Source organism: Mycoplasma anseris ATCC 49234, assembly GCF_000702805.1.
In the GTDB taxonomy this organism is placed as follows: Bacteria; Bacillota_I; Bacilli_A; order Mycoplasmatales; family Metamycoplasmataceae; genus Metamycoplasma; species Metamycoplasma anseris.
On the sequence record NZ_JNJX01000016.1, the window covers coordinates 1 to 7,403 of the forward strand.

General features: G+C 23.2%; 9 protein-coding genes, 2 tRNA genes and 1 rRNA gene. All 12 read left to right on the forward strand.

The features are described from left to right. The first annotated feature begins 199 nt into the window (after positions 1 to 199). The 12 genes from rrf (at position 200) to T401_RS07295 (ending at position 7,251) form a co-directional block, all read left to right on the forward strand. Positions 200 to 305, forward strand: a 5S ribosomal RNA gene (gene rrf / locus T401_RS0103160). A gap of 97 nt (positions 306 to 402) precedes the next feature. Next, positions 403 to 489, forward strand: a tRNA-Leu gene (locus tag T401_RS0103165). Positions 490 to 494: 5 nt separating this feature from the next. Then, positions 495 to 570 (forward strand) — tRNA-Lys (locus T401_RS0103170). Between the two features lie 133 nt (positions 571 to 703). Further along, positions 704 to 970, forward strand: a complete 267-nt coding sequence (gene rpsO, locus T401_RS0103175; protein ID WP_033179042.1) for a 30S ribosomal protein S15 — start codon at positions 704 to 706, stop codon at positions 968 to 970. Between the two features lie 228 nt (positions 971 to 1,198). Further along, positions 1,199 to 1,696 (forward strand): hypothetical protein, encoded by a 498-nt coding sequence (locus T401_RS07265; RefSeq protein ID WP_033179043.1) that lies wholly within the window; start codon positions 1,199 to 1,201, stop codon positions 1,694 to 1,696. A gap of 151 nt (positions 1,697 to 1,847) precedes the next feature. Next, positions 1,848 to 2,369, forward strand: a complete 522-nt coding sequence (locus T401_RS07270) for a tRNA (cytidine(34)-2'-O)-methyltransferase (protein ID WP_033179044.1) — start codon at positions 1,848 to 1,850, stop codon at positions 2,367 to 2,369. Next, positions 2,369 to 2,557 (forward strand): DivIVA domain-containing protein, encoded by a 189-nt coding sequence (locus tag T401_RS0103190; protein WP_033179045.1) that lies wholly within the window; start codon positions 2,369 to 2,371, stop codon positions 2,555 to 2,557. The genes T401_RS07270 and T401_RS0103190 overlap by 1 nt, the downstream gene beginning before the upstream one ends. 2 nt (positions 2,558 to 2,559) lie before the next feature. Next, on the forward strand, positions 2,560 to 3,384 hold the full coding sequence (ylqF, locus tag T401_RS07275) for a ribosome biogenesis GTPase YlqF (RefSeq protein ID WP_033179046.1): 825 nt from the start codon (positions 2,560 to 2,562) through the stop codon (positions 3,382 to 3,384). 7 nt (positions 3,385 to 3,391) lie between these two features. Further along, on the forward strand, positions 3,392 to 5,566 hold the full coding sequence (locus T401_RS07280) for an SGNH/GDSL hydrolase family protein (RefSeq protein ID WP_156935661.1): 2,175 nt from the start codon (positions 3,392 to 3,394) through the stop codon (positions 5,564 to 5,566). Positions 5,567 to 5,695: 129 nt separating this feature from the next. Further along, a complete protein-coding gene (locus T401_RS07285; protein ID WP_033179048.1) occupies positions 5,696 to 6,043 on the forward strand; it encodes a hypothetical protein in 348 nt (115 codons plus the stop codon). An 18-nt stretch (positions 6,044 to 6,061) separates the two neighbouring features. Then, complete coding sequence (locus T401_RS07290; RefSeq protein ID WP_033179049.1) at positions 6,062 to 6,799, forward strand: hypothetical protein; 738 nt, start codon at positions 6,062 to 6,064, stop codon at positions 6,797 to 6,799. 38 nt (positions 6,800 to 6,837) lie between these two features. After that, entirely contained in the window at positions 6,838 to 7,251 is a 414-nt protein-coding gene (locus T401_RS07295; protein ID WP_033179050.1) for a hypothetical protein, read from the forward strand. The last annotated feature ends 152 nt before the right edge of the window (positions 7,252 to 7,403 follow it).

The following is a 7,403-nucleotide window of genomic DNA, read 5'->3' on the forward strand; positions in this document are numbered from 1 at the left end:
AAGGCATTAATAATTTGACCTTCATATTTAATGATTGTGTCTCTTAATTTTTTTAAGAAAAAAATTCTTGTCTTAATGTCAATTGTTTCCATAATTTTCCTTTAATGTATATATAAAAAAATTTTATTAAATTTATAATTTATATGACTAAAAAAATAAAAAAAATTAAAAAATTAAAAATTATGTATATAATATTAACCATAGCAACCATAACGAAGAGGATCCACCTGATTCCATTCCGAACTCAGCAGTTAAGCTCTTCAGTGCCGACGATACCTTCACGGGAAAATAGGTCGTTGCTTTTTTATTTTTTAAAAATTAAAAGATTTAAAAAAAATAAAAAAAATTATACATAATAAAAAAAATGTAATATAATTAGTAAGCAATTCAAAAAGACACCGTGCCCAGGTGGCGGAATGGTAGACGCTACGGACTTAAAATCCGTTGGTTGTAATGACCGTGCTGGTTCAAGTCCAGTTCTGGGCACCATAAATGCGCCCTTAGCTCAGAAGGTAGAGCAAATGGCTTTTAACCATTGGGTCAGAGGTTCGAATCCTCTAGGGCGTACCATTTCAAGAGATTGATCAAAACGCCGTTTTGTGGTGTTTTTTTTGTATCTATTTTTTATTTTGTTATAATGTTTGGTATAAAAAATCTATCGTGGTAATAATTACGATTATTACTAGGTTATGAAAGGAAAAAAATGGTTTCAAAAGAAAAGAAACAAGAGTTAACTAAAAAATACGGAAGAAATGCTAAAGACACTGGATATTTACCAGTTCAAATCGCAATCTTAACCGAAGAAATTGAAAGCCTAAAAGTTCATTTTGAAGCAAACAAAAATGATTTGCACTCAATGCGTGGATTTATGGCTAAAGTTAACCACCGTAAGGCTTTATTAAAACACTTACAAAAAACTAACTACAACTTATATTTAGAAACAATTAAAGAACTAAATATTAGAAAATAGTTTTATTTAATTCAAAATGCATCATTGCTTTTTTGGTAATGATGCATTTTGTTTCCTTAAAATTTCCTATTCTCTTTTATGACTGATGTTTTCTATGTATAATGAATATTATTGATAAATTAATCAAAAAACTTATAATTGTTATTTTTTAAAGATTAGATTTTTTTAATATTCAACATTTAAAAAGGTAAAACTAAATAAGGTTGAAAAAGTGTGAAAGGAGAAAAAATGAAGAAAATCAAGTTGGCATTTTTAATTTTTGCACATATTTCATTAATAACAATTTTATTTATTGTGATTCCGCTATACTTTACTTATTTTAATAAATTAGGAAATAGTAATACAAATCATAATCAACCTTTTTATTATTATAAAATCAATGCTTTTTATGATTTATATTTCTTTAGAGACTTTGGTTCTTATTTAATTGCTTCTATTGCTGATTTCATTTTTAGTTGAATATCATTTGCTTATAAAAGGATTTCAAATAAAGAAATTTTTATTGGAACTACTATAGTGTTTGTGATTTCAATCATTAGTATAGTTTCTGCAATTATTTTAGTAGGAATCTCAACTCCTCATTTAGTTCAGTCAATTACTTTATTTGTACTGTTTACAATATTCTTTTTAGGATCAATAATTACAATTAATTTATTCCTATATATTAAACTTAAAAAACAAATGCAAATGTCTAAAAATGATCAAGTTATTAACTTAAATTTTTAATTCATATTAAAAATCCAGTATAATAAAACAGAGTCGACATCGAGAGAAATTATCTCTATGCATATTAAAGCTCATGATAGATCATGAGTTTTTTTATTTTTGTTTTGCTTTTAGGTGTCTTTTTGTTATTTTAATTGTTATAATTTTTAACATGATTAATGTTATTTTATACCAACCAGAAATTGGACCAAACACTGCCAATATCATTCGTACTTGTTCTGCTGGAAATGCAAAATTGCATATTATTAAACCAATTGCTTTTGATTTACATCCGCATTGATTAAAAAGATATGGAGCAGGTCATATGTTAAGTGAAATTCCACATGAAATTCATCGCAATTATCAAGAATTTGTAAGCAAATATGGTGATAAAAATATTTATTATATTACTAGATACGGGCTTCATTCATATCATGAAATTGATTATCAACAAGAATATCAAGATAATAATGAAGTATGAGTTATGTTTGGAACTGAGAGCACAGGCATACCTAAAAAAATTATGCAAACTAATATTAAAAATTGTTTAAGAATTCCTATGGAAGAACATTGTCGTAGTTTGAATCTAGCCAACAGTGTAGGAATTGTTTTATTTGAGATATTAAGACAAAATGATTTTCCTCATTTATCTAAATATGAAGTTCAAAAAGGAAAGGATTTTATTTTAAAATAATGCTAAACAATAAAAGCATAAATGAAATTATCAAAAAGAAATTTGCAAATACAATTAATGGCTATGATCCAGAAGAAGTTGATTCATTTTTAGATGAAATTGTTGATGATATCAAGAAATATTTAGACACAATTAATCAATTAGAAGAAGAAAATAAAAACTTAAAAAAACTATTGAAAGGAGAATAAAAATGATCCATTGGTTTCCAGGACACATGGCTAAAGAATTTAAGAAATTAAAAGAACGCCAAAAACTATATGATGTTTTTATTATCATATTAGATAGTCGTATTCCTGAATCTAGTTTTAACAATGAAATTTATAAAATTGCAAATAACAAACCAATTTTATTTGTTTTAAATAAAACTGATAAAACTGATAATGCTAAATTAAAAAAGTTTATCAATATATATAAAGAAAAGGGCGTTGTAATAACAACTAATTTAAAAAGCAACCAAGCCTATAAGCAAATTAATTCTGCTTTAAATGGTTTTTATCAAACTTTTAAACAAAAAAATGATGCTAAAAACAAATTAACCCCACCCTTAAAATGTGTGGTTTTAGGGGTACCTAATGTAGGTAAAAGTACTTTTATTAATTTAATGGCAAAATCAAAAGTAGCTAAAGTCGGTTCAATTGCTGGAGTTACAAGAGCTGAACAATGAATTAATTGTAAAAACTATTTATTATTAGATACGCCTGGTTTATTAATGCCTAAAATTGAAAGCAATGAAATCGGAGTGCGATTAGCAGTTGTTGGTTCAATTAGACAAGAAGCTTTAAACCAAAATGATTTAATCATTGAACTTTATAAATTAATAAGTTCTACTTATCCTGAACATTTATTAGAAATTAATCTAAAACCTGCTTTTGAAGAAATGACAATCTTAGAAAATATTAATTTATATGCTAAAAACAATAATTTATTATTAAAAAATGAAGTATTAGATATCAATAAAGCAATTACAATATTAATAAATTACTTTAAAAATTTAGATAATGTAATTTATGATTAGAGGACATATGAAAAGAAACTATGATTTTTTAAATCACTTTTTTAAACAAGAAGAATTAAATAATGACTTAATCTCTGATGTTAAATATGTTGCCATTGGAGATTCTTTTTGTACTGGATTAAGTTCAAAATTTGGTTTCTTTGCAAATGGAAAATTAGAAAATGGTGAAATTACCGGATTAGGATATCCAAGTTTTTTGGCTAATTTAATTAAACAAAATAACAAAACTAATTTAATATCCTTTGATAATTTAGCAATGGTATCAAGTCATTTTCAATTATGAACTGCTTTAATTCAAAATGATCATAATGAATTAAAAAAATATACTAATCATTTTGATATTTTAAAACAATTAGATTGAAATGTTAAAAATCCTTTTAGAAATTTCTTTAGCAATTATTTTAAGAATTGAAACATTAAAAAAGATGATTTTTTAATTATTCAGCAAAAAATCAAAGAGGCTAATTTAATTACAATTAATTTGGGGTTAGATGATATTTTATACAATCTACCTTTTAAATATTTAAAAAGTTTAAGAAGAATAGAAGAAAAAGAAGAAATCTTAAATTTAATTGAAAATGACATCAAAGAATTAATTAAAACTAAAAAGACTGAATATTTAAGCTTAATTAAAACTATTAAATTTCATAATCCAAATGCTAATCTTTATTTAATTAATTATCCATATGTAGTTAATTATTTTGCTTCTTTAATTGACCGCTTTTACGATTTAGATTTTTATTTTACTAAAAAAGCAACACAACTAATTTTAGAAGCAATCAATTATATGACTAAAAAAGTTGCTCGAGAAATGAAGATTGGTTATTTAAATGTATTTGATGAAGAATATTTCGAAAATAAACATGAATATTTAAATGAAAATATTTTTAGTATATTTCCAACTGATAAATTACATAAGAAAATAGCAATGGATTTATTTATTAAATTAAGTATAAACAAATCCAAATTCAATCTAGAAAATTTAAAAACAGAATTTGTTGAAAAATACCTTATTAATAAAAATTATTGATTTGATGATCTTTTTTCATATAAACAGCTTTTTGATAATCAAACAAATGAAGGGCTAATTAAGTTTGTGTTTGGTAGAAACTTAAATTACAATTTGTTTATTAATAATGAACTGGAAAATAAATATAAAAAGATTTTAAAACCATATTTAAACATTTATCCAATTATTGAATCATATGTTAAATTTGGAACAAAGAACATTCCAATTATTGTTTCTCAAATGATTGAACAAAAATTTAAAAATCAAAAAGAAAAATATCCTTCTATTTTAAAAACTTTAGAATATTTAAAAGATGAAACTCGAAGCAAAGAAATTTTCTTGACCTTATTTAAAAATGGTAAATTAGAAAAAATTCTTTATATGCTTCAACAACAAGTGTTTAAAGAAAAATTAAAAAACAACATCACAATTAAAGAATTAAAAAATGGTTGGAAAGAAATTTTAAATAGTGATCAAAAACCAATTTATGATGTTTTAAAACAATTTTTTGATTCTAAAGTAATTGAAGAAAGCAAAATTGAAATTAAAGAATTATTTAAAAGTTTAATTGATGATGCTTTAAATACTGATATTTTGGAATTTGTTTTTGGTTTTAAAAACAATAAACATTATTCTGAAATTCGTTCATATCTTTCTAGTTTAGAATCTTTTAAAGAAGTTGTTTATTTTATAGTGGAAAATGTTACTAACTATGCACAACTTTATTCAAAATTAAATACATTTGATGAACTTTGAAAAAATTTCATTATCAAAAATAAATTTAATTTAATTAAACATTTTGATGAAATTTTTATTGAGATTTCTAATGAAAATAATATTGAAAATACCATTAATTTTATTATTGAAACAATTAAAACCAGTATTCGAGTTACAAACCTAAATCCTAAAGAAGAAAAAGATTTAAAAGAAGACATTAAATATATCATTTTAACATTAAAAGATAATACAAAACATTTGAATAATATGTTTGTTAAATTCATTGATAAAGTTAAAAATTATTCATTGTATGATTTAATTGTAAAAAAAGAAACCAAACAAAAAATTTTTAAGCTAAATAATTGAATTTCATTATTTAGCTTTCTCTTCTTAGCTTCAAAAATCGGAAGAAGATTTTTAAATATTAAAAGAATTATCAATAAAAATAAGATTTAAAAAACTAAAAAATAATACAAAAAGAACATAAGGTTATTTTTTTGTGCTTTTTCATTGAAAAAGGAACAAAAAAGACCTTTTTTTTTTTTTTTGTAAAATGGAAAAATAAACTAAAAGAAAGGAGAAAAAATGTGATCTAGTTCAAAGAAATTAGGTGTTGCTAATTTATGTTTATCATTTATTGGTGTACCATTAATAATAGCAATACTTTTAGTGGCAACTTTTGTTTTAGGTTTTGATTCTAAATTATTTGATAAAGACATAAAAACTAGTAAAGAAATTTTAGCAATTGGAATTGCAATGATTTCTTTTTTAGCACTTGCCACCATTACATTAATAAACTTTATCTTAGCAATGATAATTGGCGCAAAAACATGAAGCAATACTGCTAGAATATTGATTTTTGTTGGAATTATTTTTCCATTAATAATGTTTATAGGAATAATTATTGCTATTGTAGTTGACCAAGATAGATAATAAAGTGGGGAAAATTTAATGAAAACTGACAAAAAAATAGCAATTTCAAATATTGTTATCATGATTTTATTTTTTATTAATGTTGCTATTTTAATTATAAAAGCAATTTTAAGTCGCCCAAATGAAACTGCATATATAACAATGATACTATTTACAATAGTATTAGGTTTAACAACATTTATTTTATCAATTGTTATTGCTTCAATAACAAAAAATAAAACAATTGAAATATTAATGTTTGTCGGCACTTTTTGTGCTTTAATAACTGGGTTTTTATGAATTTTAAATATTGTTGCTCATATAATGTTAATTGCTACATCTAATAAAAATTTATCTTATAAAGAAGATATGAAAAATAAACAGGAAAAATTTAATTCTCAAAAATTCACAATTGAAAAAGATAAATCAACTTCTAATTTTGAATCAAATAAAGAACTACTTGAAACTTTAAAAAACATTATTGTTTTTTGTTATCCATTTAAAAATGATCCTGAAGAAATAAAAAAAATAAAGCACGAAATATATGCTTATATTGTAGTAAGCAATATCGACAATGTTGATCCAAAGACAGAATTTTATAATTATTTCGAAACATTGAATGCTTTTTATAATGGAAGAGAAGAATTATTAGTCAAAAGTGTTAATACAAGAATTTTACAAGAATTAATTCCAAATTATAAAAATGATAATTTAGAAAATATAGAGTATAGAATTGAATATTTCTTACATTTACAAGAATTTGGAAAGAGTTTTTAATTAATAAATAAAAATAAGAAACTTAGTCGGAGATTTATATGTTGAAAGCAAAAATTAATTTTTCAAAACAAGAGATTAAAGAACATTTAAGAAGTTTAGATCGTCAAGAAGCAAAAATATGAAAAATATATTTAAAAGAGATTAATGATTTTGTAATTGGAGTTTTTCCATTTTCAAATGATGATTTAACAATTAAAAGAGCTAAATTATTAATTTATGAAGATATGCTTTTTAAAGACGATGAAGAAGAAAATAATGAAAAATTAGATGAGGCATATAAACTTCTTAATGACTGAACAACAAGAATTAGTACATGAAAAATAGCTCGTTCTATTGATTTAGAAATTATTCACGAGTTATTGCCTGTTCCATTTCTTGATGATTACATACATAGAATGAAGAAATTTGAATTATATGAATGATTACAAGAAAATGGACCTATTTTAAAATAAGAAAGGGAAAAGAAATGAAAAACAAAAAGTCTTTATTATTTATACTTTCTTTTTGTACAACAGGGGTAATTACCACATTACCTTTAATTAGTTCGAAATGTGAAAAACCAGTTCCGGATCCAACACCAACTCCAGATCCTAAACCAGTTCCG